Raw genomic sequence first — 21,909 nt, 5'->3', positions numbered from 1 at the left:
ATTGTTAGTTAACCTATATGAACACTAGAGTTTAGAAAATATTTTTCATCCTTTTCTTTATAATTTCAAAAATCAGAATAATAACAATACCTTTTTTGCGTTACGGGATATCTGTCGAATTTTTTCTTGATTTTTTTACAAAAACAACGTTCTAAACAGGATTTTAGCTCAAATTGATTAACGAAACGCCAAAATCATTAAACAACTTATTCTACGCACGAAATACTTAACTTAAAAAAATTCAATATTTTTAAGTGTTTGAAATAAATTATTTGTTTAAATTAATACCAATCAAAATGATTATGAATCCTTAAGTATGACATCAAAAAACAGTGAAAACAAAAGAATATATAGTCCAACTTTTGAAGCTTCTTTACAATCAGTTCATAGCATATTGATTCCTTTTGAAATTGCTGAATCTTTCATCTCACATAATCACAAAAGAGTAATTGTTAACATACGTTTTCAGAACGCTTTTGTAGAATTCCATGCGGCTTTACAAAAAAGAAAAAATCAATTCTTTGTGATGTTTAGTAAAAAATACCAAAAGCAGCTTGGTATTTTTCCTAGTGATTATTTTGAGGTTCAACTATTTGAAGACACCTCTAAATATGGTGTAGAAATGCCCGAAGAACTAGAAGCAGTGTTACAAAGCGACCCTGAAGCATCAGATATTTTTGAATCTTTTACTGCTGGTAAAAAGAGAGGTTTGATTTATTATGTCTTACAGTTTAAAAATTCTCAAACTCGTATTGATAAATCTTTGATTATTACCGAGAATCTAAAACTAGGTATTAGAGATCAAAAAGCATTAATCAAGAAGATATAAATTCGAATTAATAAAGTATCTTACCTTATTACATTAGATATACATATATAAATCATGAGGGTGATTACAAGAAAATCCGAGGTTAAGGAGCATCTTATCGAATGTCTTGATGCTTATTTCTCTGCAGGATTATCTAGTTGTATTCATGAATTTCATAATAGGCTTTTAACTCAAAAAGTGAAGTTTCCTTTATTGGAATATTGTGGAGGAGTATTTTATGACCGTATTTCGAAGAATGAACATATTGCCTTTTGTGATCAAATCCAATCTTTAAAAACTGAAGGTGGAAATGTAATACTTGGAATTATATTACAAAAGCGATTAACCACTCATTTTAATGAATCATTACAAAAAGCAACTGAATATATAGCAGATGCCGATATTTGGTATGTTTGTGATATTATAGGAGAACGTGTTTTTGGTTTTTCCCTATTAACAGCACCAGATAAGACTATTCCTGAAATACAAAAATTATCAAAACACCCCGCTAATTGGGTTATTCGATCCCTAGGTGCTGGAATTCATTACTCCATAAAAAAGGGGTTAGAACAAGATTATGTAAATATTATTTTTAATCTTCTTTTATCTTTGGCCAACAACAGCGATAAAGAAATAAGACAAGGTATAGGCTGGGCAGCAAAAACCACTGCAAAATTTCATCCAAACATTATTGAAAATTACAAAACAGAAATTAACGATAGTAAAAAAGTAGCGAATTGGTTTAGAACAAAAATCTCTATAGGATTAAACAGATACGAATATGCCAAAAGAAATAATAGTTAAATCAATTCTAAACAAAACAAAAAAAAGAGATTCTTGGTTTTTAGATGATTACACCCTTAATCCTTATAGTAGCTGTTCTTTTAACTGTTTATATTGTTATATCAGAGGTAGTAAATACGGTACCAATCTGGAAAGTAGTCTTTCTGTTAAGATGAATACCATCGAACTATTGGATAAACAATTATTCAATAGAGCTAAGAAAAATCAATATGGTATTATAGTACTTTCATCAGCTACAGATCCATACCTTCAGGTTGAAAAAAAATATCAATTGACGCGAGAGGCTTTAAAAATAATAGCCAATCATAAATTTCCAGTTCATATTATCACAAAATCTGATCTTGTAGAAAGAGATTTTGATATACTAGATCAAATTGACAAAACGGCTATTATACCAGAAGATTTAAAATATAGATTGAACAGAGGAACTATAATTTCATTTTCTTTTTCTACACTTTCTGATGAAGTAGGAAGAATTTTTGAACCTGGAGCCACAAAACCATCAGCTAGGCTTAAAACTTTAGAATCAGCCGTTAAGAATAACTTTTTTACTGGTGTTAGTTTAATGCCATTATTGCCTTTTATTTCGGATACTACAGAACATCTAAATTTACTATTCAAAACTTTTAAAGGTCATAATGCCCATTATATACTTCCTGCCACTATTACATTATTCGGAGAAGGTCCGGCAGATAGTAAGATACTAATGCTACAAGCAATCAAAAAACATTATCCTGATTTAGAAAACAAATACATACATTATTTTAAAAATGGATCAGGAATGCCAACCTATTATAAAAAGGCATTTCATAACAAAATGAAAGAGCTTTGTTCCCAATATCAAATATCAGATAGTATTAGTACAATAAATAATTAGACTGCTTAAATAACAGTATCATGAATACAGGGATTTCATAGTATAATTACTATGAAATCATATCAGTCATACCAGTAGAAAGTATCTAATTCTGTTTAACTACGCAACCATTCGGAATTATTCTCATCTTTTAATCAAACAATCAAAAGATGAAAACTACAAAATTCATGCTCTTTGGCTTTGCCATACTATTATTGCAAAGCTGTTGTCCTTTTCTAGTAGATTGCGAAAATAATGATGATGATATTATTGATCCGGCTTTCTCGAGATACGAGCCAGTTTTACTAGATCGTACTGATTTCGAAAACTCCGTTTCTCTTAAAGACCCTATATCTATTAGTACTTCGGGAAAAATTTACATAAAAGACAATTTACTCTTTATTAATGAAGTGCATAAGGGTTTTCATATCTACGATAATTCAGACCCAACATCTCCTACTCCCATTAAATTTCTGGAAGTTCCGGGATCTACAGATCTTGCTGTACGAGATAATATGATCTATATCAATCAGGCAACTGATCTAATTGCTTTGGAATATGATACTACTACTGGAATTACTCTTACTAAAAGAATTGTAAATGTATTTCCCGAATTACGCTCTCCAGATGGGTTTCTTTCTTACAATATTCCCGAAAACAACGTAGTTGTAGGTTGGACACTAATCAATTAAAATTAAACATTATGAAAAAATATATCTATATGATACTTACCTCCTTTATAATATTCAGTTGTGATTCTGATACTAGTAGTGATTCCTCTTCCCCTACTTCTGATAGTCAAGGAGGATCTTTAGCTAGGTTTACATTAAAAGGAGATTATTTATACACAGTAGATAATACAGACCTTACTGTATTTAATATTACTGATATTAAGGATCCAGTGCAAGTGAATACGATACCTATTGGATTTAACATTGAAACCCTTTTTAGTTATAGAGACTATTTATATATCGGATCTAGAAATGGAATGTTTATATATGGATTAACAAATCCTGAATTTCCGGAAAAATTATCGCAAGTTGAACATTTTACAGCCTGTGATCCCGTCATTGCTAATGACACCCATGCTTTTGTCACTTTACACTCTGATACCTTTTGTGGTAATAATTTAAATGTCCTTCAAGTATATGATGTTACTACAATTACAGAACCGGTTCTGATTAATTCCAGAAACCTTACTTTTCCGAGAGGACTTGGATTATATGGTAATTTTTTGATTGTCTGTGATGATGAGATTAAAGTTTTTGATATTTCCGATCCTACACAATCTAATTTGATTACATCAATTAACCAGAGCGCATTTGATGTTATTATTTCTGAAGATCTATTGATAGCTGTTGGTGAGACAGGATTATATCAATATAGACTTGCTCCAGATACTAATTCTGGTGTTAGTATTACAGAATTAAGTACAATCAGTATATAACAAAATCTTAAATCCTCTTAAATCCTTTGCTGTAAGGTAAAACTGCCCTATATTAGTTTTATTAAAACTTAACAAATCATTAAATTATGAAAACTCTAAACCTATTCGTAATTGCTCTTTTATCTACGGTTGTTATTAGCTGTAAGGGAGATAAGAAGGAAGGAAAAGAATACGAAAAGAAAGTAGATGCAGAAATTACTGAGGAAATTACCGAGGAAAAAGAAGAAGCTAGTAAGATAAAAACATTGGCAATTTCTTTGACACCAAAAAGCGACAGCGATGTATCAGGTACTGTTACTTTTACAGAAGAAGGTGGAATGGTAACTATGGTAGCTTACTTAAAAGGGTTATCAGAAGGGGAACATGCTATCCATATTCATGAAAAAGCAGATTGTTCTTCTGCAGATGGTAAATCTACTGGAGGGCATTGGAATCCAACACTACAGCCGCATGGAAAATGGGGTGCACCAGAAGGGTATCATAAAGGAGATATTGGTAATTTTAATGCTACTGCAGAAGGTAAAGGTTCTAAAGAGTTTGCTACTAATGACTGGTGTATTGGATGTGGAGATGATAAAAAAGATATTGTTGGTAAAGCTATTATTGTACACCAAGGTATTGATGATTACACATCTCAGCCATCAGGTGCCGCTGGAAGCAGAGTAAGCTGTGGAGGAATTATTCAATAAATTACATAACATAAAAGAGGCTGTTAATTTCAGCCTCTTTCTTTTTTTCTAAACACTTCTTCCTTCAAAACAATTCCCTTTATTATCCTATGCAATCCAATGAACTGATTCTGCAGCTACAACAAAAGAATGAAAAAGCTTTTCAGCGTATTTATGAAATGTATGCTGAGAATATATTTGGTGTGATTTATAATATCCTTAGAGATCAAAATTTATCTGAAGAAGTATTGCAAGATGTGTTCATAAAAGTTTGGAATAAAGCAGATTCTTACTCAGAAAAAAAAGGACGTTTTTTTACTTGGATGCTTAATATTGCTCGCAATGCTGCCATTGACAAAACCAGATCGGTAGCATTTAAAAATTCACAACAAAACCAAACTGCAGATTATTTCGTAGATATACTAGAAGAGAAAAGTAATTTTTCTGGTAAGATCGATGCTATCGGGATAAAAAAGTACATTAATGTATTGGAGCCGATTTGTAAAAAAGTAATCGATTTATTATTTTTTAAAGGGTTCACACAGAAAGAGGCTTCAGAAGAATTAGATATTCCTATTGGAACTATTAAAACTCGGAACAGAATTTGCATTGATAAACTAAGAGAAGTCTTGGCAGTATAATTATGAATATCAAACAATATATATCATCTGGAATATTAGAACTCTATGTGTATGGTGCATTATCTGAAAAAGAAAATGCTGAAGTATACGAAGCGCTAAAAGAACATCCGGAAATCGAAGAAGAGATTAAAGAGATCGAAAAATCTCTTATGCAACTATCTGCAGCATCAGCTCCTTACAATCCTGAATCTGTTTTTAATCGTATTAAAGATAAATTAAGTTTCACTAATAATGAAGTAGATGTAATCCCAATTACTCGAAAACGTACCAATTGGACAGCATATATAGGTTGGGCAGCTTCTGTAGCTCTATTGATTGGATTATTTGTACAATTCAATAAGAATAAGGATTTACGCCAACAAGTTGTAAAATCACAAATAGATCAAATTTTATTAGAGGGAAAAATCAATCTAGCAGAAGAAAATCTATCCAAAGCCAAAACACTATTAAGTGTACTACGTGATAAAGACATTCTTCAGATCCCATTACAGGCTCAGAAAATAGATCCTACTGCGCATGCTTCTGTATATTGGGATAAAGAAAAACAAACAGCATACATTGATGTAGCTGGATTACCTACTCCTCCTCCAGGAAAAGTATATCAGGTATGGTCGTTAAAATTAGATCCGCTTACTCCTACCAGTTTGGGTATATTAGATACATTTAATGAGAATGAAACAAAAATTTTCTCTTTTACCAACACTAATGAATCCGAGGCATTCGGTATAACGCTAGAACCAGAAGGTGGAAGTGCATCTCCTAATTTGGAACAATTATACACGCTGGGTGTAGTAGAATCTTAATAACGGTAAGTAGTAAAACTATTTACTTCTTATCAATCTTATTTTTACATAAAAATCATACGAATAAGTAAACTTTATTAAACATTAGCAGGGTATTTACTTGTTCATTTTCTAAAAACCAATACTTTCAAAAACCCGTATAAATACGCTGTTATAGTTGTTTTTTTTGGGGTAATTTTAGTCTATCTGTTTCTAATAGAATAAAATCATACTAACTAAATAACTAACAAATGAAAAAATTATCTTTTAACGCTTTATTGATGCTAACTCTAATGGTAGTTACCATTGTTGCATGTAATAAAAAAGAAAAAAAGGAATATGTTACAAATTCTCCAAGTGAAGATACCGAAACATTAGTTGCTGCAGTAACTCCTGTGCATTCTAAACTCCCGGCAGACGTTTTAAAATCCTGTGTGGTAGACCCTACTGACTTTAGTTCTTGGTTTAAGTCTAAAAGTGTGTCAGAAAACGGGGTTGTAACACCTGCCAACAGTGTGACATTTACACATCTAAACAATTGTGATTTTTATAAATGGTCTGAGCGCATGTTTCTTTGGATGACATCTCCTATAAAGGAAGGGGATTATAAAAGTGGAACTGTAATAGAGACTCCTGCTTTTTATACTGTTTCTCCAATTAACGTCGTAAACAACGTAAAAGAAAGAACCTTAATACCTCATGTATCGGGTCAAATGATTAGTGCGGTTGCCAACACTCAAAAAAATGATCTATCAATTGACACTGAAGAAGGGCAAGCTACTGACGATGTATTAATCGCGCAAAAAAATGATTCTATTTTATATTACATTACCATGGTAAATGATGTATATGCACAATTTTTAACGGGTGCTAAAACTGGAAAACTTTTCGATAATGAATTTCCTACTACTCAGACTACATTGGATAGCATTACAGCTTTTGCAAAAACCCAAGGAGTAACGTTACAAGATCCTGAAACATTGGCTATAGAAATAAAAACATCTTGGGTAGATGTAACAGGTTTATCTAATAGTAAGGATTATATTACTATGGATGCTATTGTACCTAATTACACAAAAACAGATACTAAATGGACGCCGAATACGGCTAAACCAACTAGAACCGCAAAACTTGCTCTGATAGGAATGCATATTGTAGGTAGTACTGCTGGTCATCCGGAAATGGTGTGGGCAACTTTTGAACACGTTAATAACGCTCCTAATCTATCCTATAAATATCTCAATAATTCTACTCCTTCTGATACCATAACTGTTGCCGCCGATACCGGAAATGATTGGTTATTAAATAATGATAGTGCCAGTGACACTTACAATAAATCACATATGACCTATGATAAAGGTGATATCATTGCAAACACAAAAACAAGTCCCACACAAACGATTACTGCCAGTAATACTAAGATGACTAAACCTTGGGGAGTTGCAGATGCTGGAGTACCAAATCCAGAAAATTCATCAGTTGCTGCATCTAATAGTCAGATTATATCTACTAATAATAGTGTATTAGGACAGTTGGCTAGCGGAGATATGCGCAAAAATTACATATTTATTGGTGCTACTTGGACAAATAATGGTACTGCTCCAACAGGAGAGAGTTATTCTGAAACTCTAAAAACTAATGGCGTTGCCATAGGAACAAGCCAATTAGCTAATAGCACAATGGAAACATATGCACAACATGGTTCTGCATATAATAAAGGTGGCTCTTGTTTTTCCTGTCACTCTGGTTACCCTACAAAAGGATTAAAACCAACGGACTTAAGTCATGTATATAAAGCTATACAAGCACTAAATGAGAGTAAAACAACCAATACTCAATAAAAGTCATAATTAATATAAAGATTAACTCTCATATAATAACCTATCATTCAGATAAGAATGATAGGTTTTTTTATAGTAAAATATAGACTCCAAGTGTTCTATATTAATTCTTAATCATCAAAATCTCCACCTCCACCAGTAGGAAGGGTGTTAAGAAATTCATCAAAATCCAAAATCTCGATAAAATCTCCAGAAGGTATAGACATATCTATATCAGCAAACACTTTTGGAGTAAACTCCGAAAGATTGGTAGTAATATGTATATTAAGGTCTACTCCTTTTTTCAGAATTTGAAGTCCCATATTTAGCCACTTGTTTTTAGATAATTTCTCTAAGTCTGTTTCTTTTTTTACGGTTGAATCCTTTTTACGAAGTATGTTTCTGGCTAATTGATCTATAGCTTTAGTTTGTTTTCCTTTGATGATAGAATCATTACTAATTTCAGAAAAGGTCGTTTTTACCTCTGATTTTAATGGAAAATTAATCTCTTCAGGAAGGTTCAAGAAAATCATTTCCAAGAGTTCACGTTTTACTTTTATTTCTTTAGAATCAAATACATCTTGTTTTAGGAAATCTGTATCCCCATGATACCTGGTAAAATCCGATTTAAATCCTTTTATAACAGTAGAATCCTTTACTTGATTAATCAACTTATAGTTTGGCAATAACTCAAATGTACGATCGACAGGAGATGGTATACCTTTTGGCATTATCTTCGTTTTTAAATGAGTTTTATAAGCCTCAATACTAAGTGTATGCTTATTCTTTGTATTACTTAATTTATCAGCATAATACATTACTACACTATCTTTTTTAAGATCTATAATAATACCAGCATAATTATCCAATACGCTATATACACCACCCCAACGTTGTTCTCTTTTTATTATATTCTCGGAAATAAAATAGGTAGTATGCACTTTGGTTAAAGATCCATAAAGCCCTCTGGATTCTGACAATTTAATTTCTCCTTCGAAATAAGGTCTATTATCCTCTTCTTTTTGATGTACCTGATCTGAATTCTCCTCGCTTTTATCATTTAAAAAATTACACGAAGTGAGTATTAGAAATAAAAAGATACTACTGAATTTTACAATTGAATATTTCGTCATTGAGTTTATTAAATTACCTATTTATATTAGTATATTGTTCAAAAGTATAGACTACAGATTACTTTTTTACCCCTGTTTTAGGTGAAATAAAAGCATACCTCCTATTTCAAGTATATTTTTTCTCTTCAAATAGTTTTCCTGCTACTAATAACTCGTTAACTTTTACTTGTATCGCAAGAAGTCGAATTATTTTTCTAATTTCTTCTTTATAATTTCAATTAATTCCTCTTTGGTTAAAAAAGAATTAAAAAACTCCTCTAACGTTCCTTCTTTGGTAATTTCATCAAAATACACCTCATGATCCGTACCATAAACTGTAGGGTTTTCTTGATTGGAGTCTGTTAAACAAATAAAAAGATTATCCGGAAACCCATATGAATGGCCTATAAACATTAAATCCATTTCTGTACCATTAATAACCTTTCTAAATGATGATTCTTCCCATTCTCCATTCCATTCATCATAATCATCTGTTCCTTGTTTAAAAGGAGTAAAAAGATCATTTCTAAAAAAGACTTGGCCAAAACCTTCTTCGGTTAATTTATAATAGTGATTTATGATTACATCATAAAACGCTATCTTATTAGATTCGAATAGTTCTTTATTACCTTCTATAAATTCTCCAATACCATAAATTGGTTCTTGTTCATCTATTGACGCCCAAGGAGTATCACTTCGCTTAGGGTAAAGAACGGTATTGAAACTAATAGATTCTAAATCATTTTGTAATGACTTACCTCTAACATTAGAAATATCTCCTCCTAATTTTTGAATTCTATTAAGTATTTCTTTTTTCATTTTTGATTCGATTGTCCTTTAACGTTACTCTATATTTAATCGTTTCTTAGTTTTCTCTTCAAATTTCTTTCTCCATTCTCCAAGATTAAAATTATATCTTTCCTGAAACGAAGAGGTTTCCCAATACATCATTAGTGCATAATTTTGTTCCATTAATAATGCACTATTACTATCTCCAATTTCGTTAAGTTCGGTAATGATTTCATTAATTATTACATAATCCTTATTCTCTTTTTTGCCTCCGAAATCAAATTCGAGGTTTTCTCGATTCTTAATCAATGGATGGTTTTTCAATTCTTCAACTGGATTTAAAGATTTAATCATCCTTAAAGCATTTTGTGAAGGAAATTCTATTGCCCAATTTGAAATAATTGAACTGATTATACTTTTTTGAAATTCTAATTCATTTCCAATTCTTTTATATTGAGAAGCCAATTTGAACCAATTCTCGCTTAATTCTCCAAAACTAGCAGTACTTTGCTTATAGAATTCAATAGCTTTTTCTGGGTTATTCTGTTTTAAGCATTCATTTCCTTTATTAAGGAAATTAAGAACAAAGTTTTCATCCTCAATTTCTCGTTCTCCCCAATCAAAGTCATTTAATTCATACCATTCTAAAAACTTATCCAGTCCAGAAAACCTTGGCACAATAATTCCCTCATCGTGGATCATTTCGCAAATTATAGGTTCTTGACTTTCTTTTCCAAACTCCCAATAAAACCCAAAGTAATCTCCATTACCTAAGCTCGCTTCGTCAAACTGTAAAAATCCATTTGGCGGATAAACTCCAATCTCTAGTTGTGAATCTGTTGAAACTTCATTTATTTTTTCGGGTAATTTCATTTTTTTATTTTGTTTTATAAAGTTAGGTTTACTTCACATTTCTCTAAAGGATACTCTAAAAAGATTTGGCAGAAATGGTATAAAACTCCAAACTTTGGATTAAGCACTAAAACCCATATTAACTATAGTAATATAGTTTAGCATTATTTTTCACGTTTCGGCTATTCCTCCAATATCTATTATCTTATTGTTTTCAAGTCTTATTTCAATTCCATGTTCTGTGTCAATTTTATAATGAATTGGAATTTTGACATTTCCATTTTCTAGAATTCGGATATAATTAATGTCTTTTATATATTCAAAATGGATTTCTTTAGTTGATATATTTAATGGCTTTTCTCCGGATTTTTTTTCATTCTCATAGTAATGAGCATATAATTTTAGATATCTCTCAAAAGTTTTCTCTTGTATTTTTTCAATAATTTCATCTAATCCAATTATGAAATTAGCGTATGTATTTTCAAAATCATTCAGTTTATTACTTGATGGAGTTATTTCTATTTCTTCACCGTCTTCGTCATATTCTTCACCCAAAAATATCTTTATATTATTATTCTCAAAATGATTTGATATAAATTCCATTTCAGCAGAAAATCCAGCCCAATCTTCCTGAATTGTACCCCAATATTTATGTTTGTTCATACTTTGAATTTAATGACCTATACCCTTTCAGCATATGAAATGTAGTCTGTAAAGTAATACCACATTTTAGATCGTTATAAGCTGTTTTATTTTTTAGCTAGTTTTGAGTAAATATCTATACTAATAAACTCTTCATTCTTAATTTCACAATCTTGCATAGTTCCTTCCAAATTGAATTTTAGTTTTGCAAGTGCTTTTTTACAATTCAGGTTTTCTGTTTCTACAAACCCTTCTATTCTATGTAATCCAATAGTATCGAATGCGTAATTAAAAATAAGTGGCATGGTTTCAGTCATCAATCCTTTTCCCCAGTTCTCTGGTAACAACCAAAAACCAATTTCTGCTTTTTTGTTTTCTTTATCCAAATCGTTTAATCCTCCTGCACCAAGAAATCTACCATCATCTTTTGAACAAACAGCCCACCAAATACCTTTTTCATTTTTTTCAAGATCAGCAAACCAAATCATTTGCTCTTTCGTTGCTTCTAAACTATCGAAACTAATTCCGTAATACTTTATAATATCAGGGTGAGAAAGTCCTTTAAAAACATTTTCTAAATCCGAATCAACAAATTGTCTTAAGATTACTCTTTCAGATTTTAGAATTGGAAATTCTTTTTTCATTGTATATTCGGTTCTTAATGACTTAGGTTATAAGTATGTGTCGTACCAGAGTAAAATGTTACATTGTCATCGACATATCCGTTCTGATTTTATATCTTTTTCATTCTAAAATCTTAGCTTCATAGCAAATATACAAGAACCTTCGGTTTACCATTTAACTGCTATGACGTCATACTTGATATCTTTCTTACGTTTCTATTCTTTAATATATTCTGTCTCTACTTTTACACAATTATTTTTTATTCTTTTTATATTTAATTTAATCACATATTTCCCATCTTTAAAACTATCCCTGCGTCCATTAAAATAGCAAGTAATCCCAATTGGGAACTTAAAATCACTTGTTCGAAAATCCTTTATTAGAAATCTTTCTTTAGATACGGTTATATTAAAAGATGTAAATTCATCGAAATGATTTATCTTTTTTGGCTGACTATAACTATGAGGTTCAATATCCGAAAACTGAGTGATTATTCCATTTATGTCAATCTCATAATTTTCTATTTTAAAATTACTATTGTTATATATTCTTATTTCAAATTTTTCCAGGTCATTTTTAATTCCAGTATTCAAAAAAGATATTATTGATAAAATAATAGTCAGTCCTTTCATATTTACCTACTATGTGTGTTAATATTAAATATATGTATTGTGCGGAATTGGAAATCAACGGCTTTCAAACTAGCACAAGGCAAAAAAAATCTTTCGGTTTGCAATTGCCCATCGTATTAAATATACATAGTATTAGCAAAAGTTTTTTCCATTATAATATATTCAATTCCATCTTTTGTAAATTTATCATCAGTTAAAATCATTCCGAATTTAGCATAATAGTTTGATTTATCAATTCTAGCATTACACCATATTTTATGAATATTTTCATCCTCCGCAATACTCATAATTTTCTTTAATAATATTGTTCCAAATCCTTTCCCCTGATAATCAGCTAGTGTTGCAAATTTTCTAAACTGCGCCTCTTCATTTATAATAAATAAAGAAATCACAGAAATCATTTTGTCATTAATAAATAAACCAAAATGTCTTCCTTCATGATCATTTACTACCCGAACGTAATCAATAGGTTTGTCAGGCCACATCGTTTTATGTCGAATATTTAAAGTTTGTTCGGATGTTATTTCTACAATTTCAGGAATCATTAATATTTTGTCAAGATCATTTTATTATTACTAACCTTATTGTGTCATATAATGTGATCGTGTATGGTTAGTTCCATAAAACTAAGGTAGTAAAAGGTAAGGAAATGTGGGTTTCTGTTTAAATCCTTGAGTGTAGACTCATTATGTCTCCAATTCATGAAGAAAAAGATCGTTTTTCAGCTCAGTTCTTTGTTAGCAAGAATTACTATAAATCCCCTAATTCTTTAAACTTAAACTTATCATTGGTAGCAGGTTCATGCTCTTGTTCCATAATTACTTTGATGTTTTCTACAATTTTGGGGTATTGGCCTGACACGTCTAACTGCTCCTCTAGGTCGGTTTCGAGATTATATAATTCGATTTCTAAATTCCCATCGAAAATATTTTTTCGAATACCCTTCCATTTTCCAATTCTGACTGCCTGTTGACCATTATAACTTGGAAATTCCCAATATAAAAAATCGTGCTTTTTTTGTTCTTGATCAAGTAAAACAGGTTTAAAACTAATACCATCAATATCTTCAGGAGGTGTTACGCCAGAAATATCACAAATGGTAGGCATGAGGTCATAAAAAGCTGAAATATGATTGCTCGTTGTGCCAGGTTTAATATGATTTGGCCAACTTGCTATCAAAGGAACGCGAATTCCTCCTTCATAAACAAATCCTTTTGTTCTACCATATCCGTTGGAGAAAGGTTTGGAGCTTTCAAAGTAATCAAAATCAACTCCTCCTAAATACGTAGGTCCATTGTCACTTGAAAATATGATAATGGTATTTTCATAGATTCCTTTTTCTTTGAGCAACGCAATCATTTCACCTAATTGATCATCCAGATAACTAATCATTGCTGCATAAGTAGCCCTAGGATATCTGTTTGGGAAATACCCATGATCTCCAATATAAGGTTCTTCATCACCAAAAACCTTTCGATACTTATCTACGTACTCTTTAGGAGCTTGTAATGGTAAGTGAGGTAAAGGAGAGGCATAATACATAAAGAAAGGATTGTCTTTGTTTTCTTCTATGAAGGATAAAGCCTTCTCTTGTATTTTTTTTGGAGCGTATTCCTGCTGATTGAATTTAGCATAGCTTTGGTTATTATATGGGTCGGCTAGAGAATCTAATTTTGTACGAGGAGCTACAAGATCATTGTTAAGCAATATCTTTTCTGTGTTTTCCCAAAGATGAGCAGGATATAAGTTATGAGCTTGACGCTGACAGTTATAACCATAAAAGAAGTCAAAACCCTGAAGATTAGGAACTCCATCTGTTTTAGGAGCTCCTAATCCCCATTTCCCAAGAATACTTGTTTTATACCCAGCCTTTTTCAACTGATTTCCCAAGGTTACGGTGTTTTTGGGAATGGGTCTTTGTCCTTCAAGACCAGGATCCGAAAACGCCTTTGCATAATTCCATACATCTCCTCGCTCGCTCCATTCATCATTTCCTCGAATAAAAGCATGCCCAGTATGTTTTCCTGTTAAAAAAACATAGCGAGCTGGTGCGCAAACTGGAGCTCCAGAATAATGTTGTGTAAACATCATACCACTTTTAGCAAGCGCATCAATGTTGGGAGTTTTAATTTTTGTCTGCCCAAAAACACCAACTTCTCCATAGCCAAGGTCATCGGCAAGAAAATAAATTATGTTTGGAGAGCGTTCCTCTTTTTCCACTGAATTACAGCCTAATAATATAAGACTACCAAAAACTATGATTATTATTTCTCTCATCACTTCAAATTAACTCTAATGTATTTCTATAAGATTAGTTCCGTGTTTAAACACCTAATTTAGCAAATAAAATCTACTAGGATTTTCGTAAGTAATTTTGCTTCAGCAATTAATCTTGTAAGGTGTTGTTATTTCGTTGATTTTTATTTTTCAGATTTCATTTGGCAAAATTCCTATTTTTAAGCATCATTATTTTAAACCATTGATAGTTTCAATCATGTATTTAGAAAAATTTGTTTCAGCTGTATTATATCCTACATGTTGTAATCTAATATTTTGTTCCTTATCTATTATCAATAAAGTTGGTAATCCCAATTGCTGAAATTTTAGTAATTTATAGATTTCACTATTATAGTCATATGCGAACTGAAATTTATACTCATGGTTTTTTATAAATTCCTTGAATTTTTCTGGAGTGTCACCACCTAAATCAGCATTTATAATATAAAAAACGACATCATCCCTTTCTTTAAATACTCTTTGTATTTTATCCAATTCCTTGAGTTCTTGGATACAAGGTTTACACCATGTTCCGAAGAAATCTAAAATCACGATTTTTCCTTTCAAAGTTTCAGAATCAATTACATTTCCTGACATTTCATTTATTGAAAACACAGGAAGTTGTTCAAACCGAGTCTGAGTTAAACGATTTTCTAAGTCTTTAGGAATTATTTTTATTGCCATAAACAACATTGTTATCGTCAATAACCCAAGGGATACTAATATTTTTTGTTTATGATTTTTATAAAGTAATCCTAAAAAAGTTGTTGTAAAATATATTGGAACAAAGTACCATAACTCTGGGATTTCTTCTAAAACCAACATTATGAATAATAATAAATAAATCATCGTTATTAATAATGTCACTAATAAAAAGTGTTTTTTGAAATTGGAATTAATCAGACCCGCAATAAGAAATATAAAGGCTCCCAAAAACAGAAGTATTTGAAAGTTCATAGTAATTTTTAGCATTACCATAACCATAATAAGAGTTACCACTATTCCTGTTAAAAATGGTTTAAGGTATTTTTTTATCGTTGTCATTTTAAATTGTTTTATAATGTAAAAATGACAAATGAATTTCAAGAAAAAGTATATATACTTGTACTCATACTAACTTTTTTGCTTTTCTCTAAATTGAGTAGGCGTTAATCCAGTATTTTTTTTAAAGATAGAATTAAATGTTGCTTTATTAGAAAAACCACTATTGTACATGATTTCTTTGATAGGGCTGTTAGATTCTTTGAGATTTTGTTTTACTAATTCTAGCCTATAATGATTTATAAAATCATAAAAGTTTCTTTCGTATTTTTTATTTATTATATGTGATAAATTTCTTGGGGAAATCGATAATTTATCTGATAAATCTTGTAATGAAATCTCAAACTCCAAATAGGGTTTTTCATTCTCAATATAATTATTAAGTTTATCTATGTATGAATTAAATAGCGCTTCAGGAATTAAATATTCCTTTGAAATTGTAATTTTTACATTCTCTTCTTTAAACCCTTTGAATAAATTTACTTGTTTTAATCCCAAATAATAAAAACAATTAATTAGAATTAGTGTTAGAAAATAGATAATTAAAATCAAGATATCTGTTATAAAAAAGGATTGAAAATAACTCTCTAAAAGCATCACAACAATTATTGTTAGTTGTATATAAATCAATATTTCCAACCAAAATAGGCTAATATTATAAAAAGAAGATGTCGTGCTTTTTAATAATTTTCTGTATTTAAACAATGTGCGTAATGCAATCCCTAAGTAGACTATAAAATGAATTGTAACTGCTAAACCTATCAGATTTATTTTGTCAAATATTTGATTATCAAAAACAACTAATCCAATTAAAGTAATTAAAGCTGGTATAAAATGAACGCCAATCTTTTTATAATCTAAGGCTTCTAAAATCAAACTTTTAGTATATAAATAATAAATAGGACCATAAATAAGTCCGAAGAAGGGCCCTAAAAAAAAATGATTTAATGTATTATATTTTTCAAAAAGCATATAACTAAAATGAAAAATAATTAATAGACAAATAGTAATCAGAACTTTAGTGAAAAGAGGTTTCGGTTTTTTATTAAATAGTAGAGATAAGATAAATATTAGGGATTGATATATTATTAAAATACCGATTATATCTACTATAGTTACTTTCATTTTTTTGTATACATATTTCAGGACGGGTCACAATGACTGACAATGTTTGGCGTATGGTTAGTTGCTTATTTAAGCAACTAAATTAGCAAATACAAACCGAATAGAAAATCCGTGAGGGTTTTCGTAAGCAGGCAAATATTAGCAATGAATTATGCACGACACGTTGTTATGTATCGATATTTTTTTTTATCGTTTTATAATTTATCTAAAAGCTGAATTATTTCTCTATTTATTATGTCTGCATTCTCTTTTTTTGTGAAAATAGTTTGATGATTTGCATCAATCAAAAATTGTTTCCCATCTGATGAAAGGTTAGTAAATTCTTTCTGTGCCGAGACTACTTCATTTATAAAAATTTCTGGATCAATTCCACTTTCTTTGTATGCTTCTTTATTAATTTCTATTGCGGTAAAAACTCGAATAGGCAATGTTCCGAATTCCTTTGCTTCATTTGCCCTTTTCAATACTGAGTGATAACTTTCAATTTCTTTTTTGTATGCTCTTGTTCGTTTTCCGTTCAACAGAAAATCTTTTGTCCTCTCATTAATTTCATCTGGTAGTCCTTCACCAGCCAATAATGGGTCCGTTAAACTTTCAAAAAGTCCTAAAACACCCAAATCCGCAAAAACCGCGCTTGTGTTTAGCAAAAAAAGTGTGGTTTTGAATCTAAAAGAGGACTTTGGTGCAGCGTTCAATCTTTCTACTTGCTCTGGATGTGTAGAATCGATAAAAACTAATGCTTCTACCTCATCGGGATACAACTCTGAGAAAACACGTATATATGGACCTCCAATTGAATGACCAACTAATATATAAGGCGGCGACTCACCTGATTTATCAAGTAATTCGTGTAACTCTTTTGCTATTGTTTCTGCACTGCGTGGTGAATCACTTAACTCACTATATCCATTTCCTGCACGATCATATCTAACAACTCGTAGACTGTCTTTTAGGCCTTCACTTAACCAATGAAAATATTCAGTTGATGAGCTTGCACCACCTTCTATAATAACTGTTGGCTTATCATTTTTTTTTCCAGTAGAATGAATATGTAAATCAATACTATTAATATTAACGAGTTTTCCCATTGGTTTGTGCGACTCTGGACCGAGTGCACGAAAAATTAATCCTGCTAAGATGATTAAGGCTATTAGTATTCCTATGAATTTGAAGATTCTTTTAAAAATTCTCTTTATCAATTTTAACATTCAAAAGTGTTTTTCATTAATGACATACAACGTTTTGGTATAAGAAACGTAGTGCAGGTGATAAACGATGCGTTTCAGATTGGTATTAAGCCTAATACAAATGTTTTGCTTTTATCTTTTTTCTCATAAATGCCATATTTTATAATTGACGATCTTTGTAAATAAATACAGGCCTTTTCGTTAAAATCGAAAACCCTATGTTTTCTTATAGATTGTTACCAACTGTTTTTTTTCATTTGAACTTGGTTTCATATTCACCTAAAACGTTATAAATTTCATCTAAGGTCGGTCGAACTTCTTCATCAAAATCAGTGTCCGTGTTTATAAGAACTATTTTACCAATCAGGCTTTCTGGATTAAAATACATATACGCCATAAGACCTGAGTCATAACCATTATAACCGATACCTCTTTTCGAATAATCCATGAAAATACCCGAGTTTGCGTCAACCCCTTGCGGAAGTTGATTTTTGGTCAATTGCTTTTTAAAAAATTCATCATAACTTTCTTTTGTCAATAAACTTCCGTTTCCTGAATAGCCTTTAATTAGTTCAGACAAATATTTACCTAAATCTGTGCTAGATGTAATTAGTCCGCTTGAAGGAAACCCTACAGTTGTATAATTCGCCATAATTTGTGTGTTGGTTGCATATAATGTCGAACGTTTTTTCGATTCGATATTTTTAGTGGTCCAACTTGAGGAGTTCATTTGTAAAGGTTCAAGAATGTATTTTGTGGTAAACGTTTTATAGGGAATTCCAGTTGCCGATTCAATTACAAGTGCACATAGATTTGACCCAACATTTGAATAGTCAAATTTTGCGGATGGTTTATTTCTTGAATAACTTTCGCCATTATTCAGGTCGCCTTTTTCGGTCAACAAACTTTTTAAAAAATCCGAGAGTGATAATTTCGTTTTAGGCTCATTGAAATATTCAGGTATTCCTGTACCTTTTTTATGATCTTTTTCGATAAGTATGTAATCGCTTTCCCAAAAACTATCCGAATCGTTTATTGAAGATGTGTGGATGGCTAATTGTCTTACCGTAATCGGTATTTCTGGAAAATTTGGGTTTGATACTGTAAAAGGAAGATATTTATTTATGGGGTCATCAAGATTAAGTTTGCCCATTTCTTTGGCTTTAAATAATGAAAGCCCAATCAAGGTCTTCGAAACTGAAGCAATGGGTTGAACGGTTTGGGTTGAATATATTTTTTGGGTCATGGAGTCTGCAAATCCAAATCCTTCATTATAAAGAATTCCAGTAGAATCTACTATTGCAACAGAAAATCCAACTATTTTGCCGTTCTCGTTGATTTTGTCAATTTGGGTAGTTAATGAATCTTTAATTTTCGAATTACTCTTTGTGTTCTTTTTTTCCGAGTTGTTTTTTTGTCCGCAAGCAACTACAAAAATAAAAATTGAAAGGGCTATGATTGTTTTATTCATTAAACTTTGTTTTTTTTAGCTTGTTGGTAATGTTTAGTATATGTATCGTAGCAAGACAAACATACCTGAACCAATCGATTTATCCGCGCTTATTTTTATTTTTTTTTCCAATTTATAAAAGCTTGTGCTCAGCTTGACTGGGTATCTAGCGCCATTGCAAAAAGGAAATGACCTTTCGATTTAGCACTAAACTTTGCTCTGATTTTATATATGATATTACCAGTAGTTTTATTCCATTTTGTAATTGTCAAATTCGGATTTAGTTATTCCCATTGTTTTAGATGATTTGAGGTTTTTTATTTTGCCCTTTTCGGTAACTTCAATTGATTTGTTATTTGGTCGCTCCATAAAATACACAAAGATATTTTTATTGTAGTCATATATTGACCAAGCAAAAGTTCCCTTCAAGTTTGGGTTATGATAATAATCAGTTTCATATTTAACACCAAAAATTCCATATTCTATAATTTTTTTGAAGTGACCGTTCCTTGGTTCTGGTTTCCACCACTCAGTTTTGAATTGTTCAGAATAATGATTGTCGATTTTCCAATCTTCCTTAATTTTTGGAATTGCTAATTTTTCACGTTCAAGATTAAACTCAATTCCGTGTTTTTTATTCAAAGGAAAAGTGAATTCATATATTTTATTAATACCGTAATAAGCTGTAAAAAAAACTAAGCCTTGAATTAATCCTTTTTTTAATGGTTTCATACTAAGGATAAATTCTTTAGGGTCTGCTTTATAATCTAAATAGTAGGCATAAAAAATAGGTCCTAACATTAAAATTCCTAATACAAATATTATTAAATAGTTCATTTTCTATAATTACTGGGAACGTTCTAGTGTATGAATTATAGTAGATTTCTATTCACTAACTTTTCAGTTTAGCACTGGCCCTAATTTTATGTTTTTACTTTCGTTTTTTTACTTAAACCGTTATTACTTACACACCGTGTTGTATAGCACGTTCTTTTGTTTTACATTTTAATTTTATTCATTCGATTGTACAAGTGGTCGAAACCCTCCATAAACCATTCTACTGGCGTCAAATATTAACTTATTAGGGTTAATTAAAGGGGCTACTAATTCTGTCATTCTTGGGTCTGTAGGAACTTTTTTGTTAGCTAAGTCACGTATCTCTTTTGAAGGAAACACAACCCAACCAAATACAATTTCCTCGTCTTCTTTTGCATCTACGGTTTCTATAAAAGATTTGGTCCCTTCCAAAAATAAATCATCTCCAATGAATTCGAAGTAAGCAATTGCACCGTATTCTTTCCAAATTTCAGCTACTTTTTCAGCCACCTTTTTGTATTCGTCCAAATAAATCCGAGGAATTGGGAGAACAAAGCCATCTATGTAGTTTTTCATGTTTTTATCTTTTGGATTTAAGTACTCATTTCTTCGTTTTAATGTGCTACAACGTTCAGGCTATGGTTAGTACGGGAATTAAAAATACTAAACTTTCGATTAAGCACTTGGCCAAACTTTTTATTTTATTTTGTTATATCTTTTTCATTTATAAATGCAACTCGAAAAGAGTTTAAAGCTCCAAACTTTGAGTTAAGCACTAAAACCCATATTAATTATAGTCCTTGTTAAGTGTAGGTTTTATCTCAAGTCATTTTTTTTATTTTACCAATTATTTCGTCCGATTGCTCAACTAATTTCTTTTCAATCTTTTCGGACAACAAAGGTAGGTTGTCAAAGTCTGGCTTATTTTCGACTACGGCTTCTAAAATCGAATATTTGGGCATTTCTTTTCTGTCTTTGTTCCATTTAGACTCTTTTAGTAAATCCCAATATTTTTTTTGAATGCTTATGGTATTTCCCAAAAGCCAAATTTCAAATCTCATTTCCGAGTGATTTAATACTAATCCTAATTTTAGCTTTTTCCTTTTTAAAAAGTCATTGGAATAATAGAAATAAGTGTAGTCCATATATCCGTGAAGAATAGCTGTAAATGAATATTGTTCAGACAGACTTTTGATAAAGTCTACTCTTAGCTTCATAACAAACTTCACTAATTGATTATATGCAATTAATATGTCACCTTTATCAAGTTGCGCTTTATAAATCGCTACATACTGATTCAAATTTTTCATATGGTTTGTTCTACTTGCTCCTAATAGTGAGTATAAGAAACTTATGACAGATAATAATCGATACGTTTTGGATTGGTACTAATATAAATATTTTGCTTATATCATTTACCTCATAAATGCCAAATTTTATACTTGGTGACGCTATAAATAAGCACAGGTCTTTTGACTAAGTATCAAAGCCCAATGTTTTCTTATACCTTGTTATACATAGGCTGTACATTTTAAA

The 21,909-nt window shown here is 30.9% G+C and carries 24 protein-coding genes; 9 read left to right on the top strand and 15 right to left on the bottom strand.

Annotation, left to right across the window (positions count from 1 at the left end; genetic code table 11):
- Positions 1-316 precede the first annotated feature (316 nt).
- The 9 genes from Q0975_RS25755 to Q0975_RS25715 all read left to right on the top strand — a co-directional run bounded on the left by Q0975_RS25755 (position 317) and on the right by Q0975_RS25715 (position 7,847).
- On the top strand, positions 317-829 hold the full coding sequence (locus Q0975_RS25755; protein WP_299442922.1) for a YdeI/OmpD-associated family protein: 513 nt from the start codon (positions 317-319) through the stop codon (positions 827-829).
- Positions 830-883: 54 nt separating this feature from the next.
- Entirely contained in the window at positions 884-1,612 is a 729-nt protein-coding gene (locus Q0975_RS25750) for a DNA alkylation repair protein (protein WP_299442919.1), read from the top strand.
- Positions 1,590-2,489, top strand: a complete 900-nt coding sequence (locus tag Q0975_RS25745) for a radical SAM protein (RefSeq protein WP_299442916.1) — start codon at positions 1,590-1,592, stop codon at positions 2,487-2,489. The genes Q0975_RS25750 and Q0975_RS25745 overlap by 23 nt, the downstream gene beginning before the upstream one ends.
- A 149-nt stretch (positions 2,490-2,638) precedes the next feature.
- Entirely contained in the window at positions 2,639-3,160 is a 522-nt protein-coding gene (locus tag Q0975_RS25740) for a hypothetical protein (protein ID WP_299442913.1), read from the top strand.
- Between the two features lie 11 nt (positions 3,161-3,171).
- Positions 3,172-3,915, top strand: a complete 744-nt coding sequence (locus tag Q0975_RS25735; protein ID WP_299442910.1) for a hypothetical protein — start codon at positions 3,172-3,174, stop codon at positions 3,913-3,915.
- Positions 3,916-4,001: 86 nt separating this feature from the next.
- Positions 4,002-4,604, top strand: coding sequence for a superoxide dismutase family protein (locus tag Q0975_RS25730; RefSeq protein ID WP_299442907.1), 603 nt, complete (start codon positions 4,002-4,004; stop codon positions 4,602-4,604).
- Between the two features lie 89 nt (positions 4,605-4,693).
- Entirely contained in the window at positions 4,694-5,224 is a 531-nt protein-coding gene (locus Q0975_RS25725; RefSeq protein WP_299442905.1) for a sigma-70 family RNA polymerase sigma factor, read from the top strand.
- Positions 5,225-5,226: 2 nt separating this feature from the next.
- Entirely contained in the window at positions 5,227-6,027 is an 801-nt protein-coding gene (locus tag Q0975_RS25720; protein ID WP_299442902.1) for an anti-sigma factor, read from the top strand.
- A gap of 230 nt (positions 6,028-6,257) precedes the next feature.
- Positions 6,258-7,847 (top strand): hypothetical protein, encoded by a 1,590-nt coding sequence (locus Q0975_RS25715; RefSeq protein WP_299442899.1) that lies wholly within the window; start codon positions 6,258-6,260, stop codon positions 7,845-7,847.
- Between the two features lie 110 nt (positions 7,848-7,957).
- On the opposite strand, the gene Q0975_RS25710 is transcribed toward Q0975_RS25715, so the two are convergent.
- The 15 genes from Q0975_RS25710 to Q0975_RS25640 form a co-directional block, all read right to left on the bottom strand.
- Positions 7,958-8,959, bottom strand: coding sequence for a hypothetical protein (locus tag Q0975_RS25710; protein ID WP_299442896.1), 1,002 nt, complete (start codon positions 8,957-8,959; stop codon positions 7,958-7,960).
- Between the two features lie 186 nt (positions 8,960-9,145).
- Positions 9,146-9,757: a hypothetical protein gene (locus Q0975_RS25705; protein ID WP_299442893.1), complete on the bottom strand. Its 612-nt coding sequence runs from the start codon at positions 9,755-9,757 to the stop codon at positions 9,146-9,148.
- 24 nt (positions 9,758-9,781) lie between these two features.
- Positions 9,782-10,600, bottom strand: a complete 819-nt coding sequence (locus tag Q0975_RS25700; protein ID WP_299442890.1) for a hypothetical protein — start codon at positions 10,598-10,600, stop codon at positions 9,782-9,784.
- Positions 10,601-10,750: 150 nt separating this feature from the next.
- Positions 10,751-11,242 (bottom strand): hypothetical protein, encoded by a 492-nt coding sequence (locus Q0975_RS25695; RefSeq protein ID WP_299442887.1) that lies wholly within the window; start codon positions 11,240-11,242, stop codon positions 10,751-10,753.
- A gap of 86 nt (positions 11,243-11,328) precedes the next feature.
- Positions 11,329-11,865, bottom strand: a complete 537-nt coding sequence (locus tag Q0975_RS25690) for a GNAT family N-acetyltransferase (protein WP_299442884.1) — start codon at positions 11,863-11,865, stop codon at positions 11,329-11,331.
- Between the two features lie 195 nt (positions 11,866-12,060).
- On the bottom strand, positions 12,061-12,477 hold the full coding sequence (locus Q0975_RS25685; protein WP_299442881.1) for a hypothetical protein: 417 nt from the start codon (positions 12,475-12,477) through the stop codon (positions 12,061-12,063).
- A 116-nt stretch (positions 12,478-12,593) separates the two neighbouring features.
- Positions 12,594-13,022 carry a GNAT family N-acetyltransferase gene (locus Q0975_RS25680; RefSeq protein WP_299442879.1) on the bottom strand — a complete coding sequence of 143 codons (429 nt, stop codon included), beginning with the start codon at positions 13,020-13,022 and terminating at the stop codon, positions 12,594-12,596.
- A gap of 205 nt (positions 13,023-13,227) precedes the next feature.
- The gene (locus Q0975_RS25675) at positions 13,228-14,754 is read right to left on the bottom strand and encodes an arylsulfatase (RefSeq protein ID WP_299442877.1); all 1,527 of its coding nucleotides are present in this window, start codon (positions 14,752-14,754) and stop codon (positions 13,228-13,230) included.
- A gap of 189 nt (positions 14,755-14,943) precedes the next feature.
- Positions 14,944-15,798 carry a TlpA disulfide reductase family protein gene (locus Q0975_RS25670; RefSeq protein ID WP_299442875.1) on the bottom strand — a complete coding sequence of 285 codons (855 nt, stop codon included), beginning with the start codon at positions 15,796-15,798 and terminating at the stop codon, positions 14,944-14,946.
- Between the two features lie 69 nt (positions 15,799-15,867).
- Positions 15,868-16,920 carry a helix-turn-helix domain-containing protein gene (locus Q0975_RS25665; protein WP_299442873.1) on the bottom strand — a complete coding sequence of 351 codons (1,053 nt, stop codon included), beginning with the start codon at positions 16,918-16,920 and terminating at the stop codon, positions 15,868-15,870.
- Between the two features lie 194 nt (positions 16,921-17,114).
- On the bottom strand, positions 17,115-18,128 hold the full coding sequence (locus Q0975_RS25660; RefSeq protein ID WP_299442871.1) for an alpha/beta hydrolase: 1,014 nt from the start codon (positions 18,126-18,128) through the stop codon (positions 17,115-17,117).
- A 232-nt stretch (positions 18,129-18,360) separates the two neighbouring features.
- Positions 18,361-19,578, bottom strand: coding sequence for a serine hydrolase domain-containing protein (locus Q0975_RS25655; RefSeq protein WP_299442869.1), 1,218 nt, complete (start codon positions 19,576-19,578; stop codon positions 18,361-18,363).
- 228 nt (positions 19,579-19,806) lie between these two features.
- Positions 19,807-20,394 (bottom strand): hypothetical protein, encoded by a 588-nt coding sequence (locus tag Q0975_RS25650; RefSeq protein ID WP_299442867.1) that lies wholly within the window; start codon positions 20,392-20,394, stop codon positions 19,807-19,809.
- Between the two features lie 174 nt (positions 20,395-20,568).
- On the bottom strand, positions 20,569-20,949 hold the full coding sequence (locus Q0975_RS25645; protein ID WP_299442865.1) for a DUF1428 domain-containing protein: 381 nt from the start codon (positions 20,947-20,949) through the stop codon (positions 20,569-20,571).
- Between the two features lie 245 nt (positions 20,950-21,194).
- Positions 21,195-21,683 (bottom strand): hypothetical protein, encoded by a 489-nt coding sequence (locus Q0975_RS25640; RefSeq protein WP_299442863.1) that lies wholly within the window; start codon positions 21,681-21,683, stop codon positions 21,195-21,197.
- Positions 21,684-21,909: the final 226 nt, after the last annotated feature.

This window comes from uncultured Aquimarina sp. (assembly GCF_947500065.1).
Lineage (GTDB): Bacteria > Bacteroidota > Bacteroidia > Flavobacteriales > Flavobacteriaceae > Aquimarina.
The sequence above is the reverse complement of the archived record's forward strand: the minus strand, read 5'-3'. Positions and strand labels throughout refer to the sequence as shown.

Coding starts and splice junctions, on each gene's coding strand:
- Q0975_RS25755 (WP_299442922.1), top strand. CDS start 317: ATGACATCAAAAAACAGTGAAAACAAAAGAATATATAGTCCAACTTTT.
- Q0975_RS25750 (WP_299442919.1), top strand. CDS start 884: ATGAGGGTGATTACAAGAAAATCCGAGGTTAAGGAGCATCTTATCGAA.
- Q0975_RS25745 (WP_299442916.1), top strand. CDS start 1,590: ATGCCAAAAGAAATAATAGTTAAATCAATTCTAAACAAAACAAAAAAA.
- Q0975_RS25740 (WP_299442913.1), top strand. CDS start 2,639: ATGAAAACTACAAAATTCATGCTCTTTGGCTTTGCCATACTATTATTG.
- Q0975_RS25735 (WP_299442910.1), top strand. CDS start 3,172: ATGAAAAAATATATCTATATGATACTTACCTCCTTTATAATATTCAGT.
- Q0975_RS25730 (WP_299442907.1), top strand. CDS start 4,002: ATGAAAACTCTAAACCTATTCGTAATTGCTCTTTTATCTACGGTTGTT.
- Q0975_RS25725 (WP_299442905.1), top strand. CDS start 4,694: ATGCAATCCAATGAACTGATTCTGCAGCTACAACAAAAGAATGAAAAA.
- Q0975_RS25720 (WP_299442902.1), top strand. CDS start 5,227: ATGAATATCAAACAATATATATCATCTGGAATATTAGAACTCTATGTG.
- Q0975_RS25715 (WP_299442899.1), top strand. CDS start 6,258: ATGAAAAAATTATCTTTTAACGCTTTATTGATGCTAACTCTAATGGTA.
- Q0975_RS25710 (WP_299442896.1), bottom strand. CDS start 8,959: ATGACGAAATATTCAATTGTAAAATTCAGTAGTATCTTTTTATTTCTA.
- Q0975_RS25705 (WP_299442893.1), bottom strand. CDS start 9,757: ATGAAAAAAGAAATACTTAATAGAATTCAAAAATTAGGAGGAGATATT.
- Q0975_RS25700 (WP_299442890.1), bottom strand. CDS start 10,600: ATGAAATTACCCGAAAAAATAAATGAAGTTTCAACAGATTCACAACTA.
- Q0975_RS25695 (WP_299442887.1), bottom strand. CDS start 11,242: ATGAACAAACATAAATATTGGGGTACAATTCAGGAAGATTGGGCTGGA.
- Q0975_RS25690 (WP_299442884.1), bottom strand. CDS start 11,865: ATGAAAAAAGAATTTCCAATTCTAAAATCTGAAAGAGTAATCTTAAGA.
- Q0975_RS25685 (WP_299442881.1), bottom strand. CDS start 12,477: ATGAAAGGACTGACTATTATTTTATCAATAATATCTTTTTTGAATACT.
- Q0975_RS25680 (WP_299442879.1), bottom strand. CDS start 13,022: ATGATTCCTGAAATTGTAGAAATAACATCCGAACAAACTTTAAATATT.
- Q0975_RS25675 (WP_299442877.1), bottom strand. CDS start 14,754: ATGAGAGAAATAATAATCATAGTTTTTGGTAGTCTTATATTATTAGGC.
- Q0975_RS25670 (WP_299442875.1), bottom strand. CDS start 15,798: ATGACAACGATAAAAAAATACCTTAAACCATTTTTAACAGGAATAGTG.
- Q0975_RS25665 (WP_299442873.1), bottom strand. CDS start 16,920: ATGAAAGTAACTATAGTAGATATAATCGGTATTTTAATAATATATCAA.
- Q0975_RS25660 (WP_299442871.1), bottom strand. CDS start 18,128: ATGTTAAAATTGATAAAGAGAATTTTTAAAAGAATCTTCAAATTCATA.
- Q0975_RS25655 (WP_299442869.1), bottom strand. CDS start 19,578: ATGAATAAAACAATCATAGCCCTTTCAATTTTTATTTTTGTAGTTGCT.
- Q0975_RS25650 (WP_299442867.1), bottom strand. CDS start 20,394: ATGAACTATTTAATAATATTTGTATTAGGAATTTTAATGTTAGGACCT.
- Q0975_RS25645 (WP_299442865.1), bottom strand. CDS start 20,949: ATGAAAAACTACATAGATGGCTTTGTTCTCCCAATTCCTCGGATTTAT.
- Q0975_RS25640 (WP_299442863.1), bottom strand. CDS start 21,683: ATGAAAAATTTGAATCAGTATGTAGCGATTTATAAAGCGCAACTTGAT.